Origin of the sequence: Micromonospora sp. NPDC049799, from assembly GCF_040656655.1 — a bacterium.
Classification (GTDB): domain Bacteria; phylum Actinomycetota; class Actinomycetes; order Mycobacteriales; family Micromonosporaceae; genus Micromonospora.
The window spans coordinates 1-2,421 of the sequence record NZ_JBFAMU010000648.1; the positions used below are offsets into that span (position 1 = coordinate 1).

Consider the following 2,421-nt stretch of genomic DNA (forward strand, 5'->3'; position numbering starts at 1 on the left):
CAGCTCCAGCGCGATCACTGCGGCGGCCGTCGGCCGGCGGGTCGGCGGCACCCGCTTGGCGCGGTGCACCTCGTCCCGCGGCACCCGGAGGCGGCCCTGCGCGGTGGCCAACGTGACATGGGTCTCGCTCAGCTCCACCAGCTCGCCGAGGGCGTCGGAGAAGAGCGGTCGGCCTTCGCGAATCCCCACAATCCGGCGAACCACGATCCGGTGTCCCACATCCTGCTGTCGGAGCACGATCGACCCCCTCCCCGGCGAGATACTAGGCTCTAACCGTCGCGGGTGATCGCGACGTGTCTTGCGGAGGAGAAGACCGGTGACCTACATCATCGCCGAGCCGTGCGTGGATGTGCTCGACAAGGCATGCATCGAGGAGTGCCCGGTCGACTGCATTTACGAGGGCAACCGGATGCTCTACATCCACCCCGACGAGTGCGTCGACTGTGGTGCCTGTGAGCCCGTCTGCCCCGTCGAGGCGATCTTCTACGAGGACGACGTCCCGGAGCAGTGGAAGGACTACACCGGCGCCAACTACGAGTTCTTCGAGGATCTCGGCTCGCCCGGTGGCGCCTCGAAGGTCGGCAAGGTGGAGAAGGACGCGACCTTCGTCGCCGCCCAGCCGCCGCGCGGAGAGGGCCACTGAACCGGCCCGCGCCGGTCTCGGCTCGGCTGCCCGAGTTCACCTGGGACTCCCTGGACGCCGCGGCCGCCTTGGCCGCGCCGCACCCGGAGGGTCTCATCAACCTCTCGATGGGCACGCCGGTCGACCCGGTCCCCCCGGTGATCCGGGCGGCGCTGGCCGACGCGTCGGACGCGCCGGGGTACCCGCTGACCGCCGGCACGCCGGCGCTGCGGGACGCGATCGCCGCCTGGGTGTCGCGGGCCTGCGGAGCTGGCGTCGACGGTCTCGGCGTGCTGCCCACGATCGGTTCGAAGGAACTCGTCGCCTGGCTGCCCACCCTGCTCGGGGTGGGCCCGGACGACGTGGTCGTGGTGCCGTCGATCGCCTACCCGACGTACGCGGACGGCGCGCTCCTCGCGGGCGCCACCGTGGCCCGTGCCGACTCGCTGACCGCGGTCGGCCCCACGTCCCGGGTCCGGCTGGTCTGGGTCAACTCGCCGGGCAACCCGACCGGCCGGGTGCTACCCCCCGCCCACCTGCGCAAGGTGGTCGACTGGGCCCGCGAGCGGGGCGCGGTGGTCGCCAGCGACGAGTGCTACCTGCCGCTGGGCTGGTCCGCCGAGCCGGTCTCGGTGCTCTCGCCGGAGGTGTGCGGCGGGTCGTACGAGGGCGTGCTCGCCGTGCACTCCCTGTCCAAGCGCTCCAACCTGGCCGGCTACCGGGCCGGGTTCGTGGCCGGTGACCCGGCCCTGGTCGCCGAGTTGCTGAAGGTGCGCAAGCACGCCGGGATGATCGTGCCGGCGCCGGTGCAGGCGGCCATGGTGGCCGCCCTCGCCGACGAGCGGCACGCCGACGAGCAGCGGGAGCGCTACCGGGCCCGGCGCGAGGCGCTGTACGCCGCCTTCACCGCCGCCGGCTTCACCGTCGAGCACTCCGAGGCCGGGCTCTACCTGTGGATGACCCGCGGCGAGGACTGCTGGGCGACCGTCGACTGGTTGGCCCGGCGCGGCATCCTGGCCGCCGCCGGTGCCTTCTACGGCCCGGGCGGCGGGCAGCACGTCCGGGTGGCGCTGACCGAGTCCGACGAGAACATCGCGGCGGTCGCCGGCCGGCTGGCCGCCTGAGGCCCGGCGGGCACGGCCATGACCGACGGCGAGACCGGCGCGACGCCCGCCGACCCCGGTTCCGCGCCGGCCGCGAACGGGTACGCGGACCTGCGCGCCGCCGTCGTCGGCACCGGCCTGATCGGCGGTTCGGTCCTGCTCCGGCTGCGTGACGCCGGCCTCGACACGACCGGGTGGGACCCGGACCCGGCGACCCGGTCGGACGCGCGGGCGCGGGGCGTCACCGCACCGGACACGCTGGACGACGCGCTGCGCGGGCGGGACGTGGTCTTCCTCTGCGGGCCGCTGCCCAGCCTGCCGGAGACCCTGCTGCGGGTCGCCGGTGCGACGCCGCCCGGCTGCGTCCTCACCGACGTGGGCAGCACCAAGGGCGAGCTGACCGGGTTCGCCGCGCGGCACGGACTCCTCGACAGGTTCGTGCCGGGGCACCCGATGGCCGGCGCCGAGTCCGCCGGGCTGACCGCCGCCGCGCCGACGCTCCTCGACTCCGCTGCGTGGGTGCTCTGCCCGTCGCCGGGAACGGGGACGGCCGCCTTCCGGTGGCTCACCGGGCTGCTCGTGGACCTGTTCCGGGCCCGGGTGGTGCCGATGGACGCCGCCGACCACGACGATGCCGCCGCCCTGGCCTCGCACGTGCCGCACCTGCTCGCCGGTGCGCTGGCCGGGGCGGTGGCC

3 protein-coding genes and 1 pseudogene are annotated in these 2,421 nt (G+C 74.6%); 3 read left to right on the forward strand and 1 reads right to left on the reverse strand.

Going from position 1 to position 2,421, the window contains the following annotated elements:
- Positions 1–237: pseudogene (locus AB0I76_RS27720) on the reverse strand (GNAT family N-acetyltransferase); the annotation flags it as partial.
- 79 nt (positions 238–316) lie between these two features.
- Between AB0I76_RS27720 and fdxA the strand changes: the two are divergent.
- The 3 genes from fdxA to AB0I76_RS27735 form a co-directional block, all read left to right on the forward strand.
- Entirely contained in the window at positions 317–643 is a 327-nt protein-coding gene (gene fdxA / locus AB0I76_RS27725; RefSeq protein ID WP_030490464.1) for a ferredoxin, read from the forward strand.
- Positions 640–1,746 carry a succinyldiaminopimelate transaminase gene (dapC, locus tag AB0I76_RS27730; RefSeq protein WP_357041434.1) on the forward strand — a complete coding sequence of 369 codons (1,107 nt, stop codon included), beginning with the start codon at positions 640–642 and terminating at the stop codon, positions 1,744–1,746. The genes fdxA and dapC overlap by 4 nt, the downstream gene beginning before the upstream one ends.
- Before the next feature lie 18 nt (positions 1,747–1,764).
- A partial coding sequence (locus AB0I76_RS27735; RefSeq protein WP_357041432.1) for a prephenate dehydrogenase/arogenate dehydrogenase family protein occupies positions 1,765–2,421 on the forward strand: 657 nt, incomplete at its 3' end.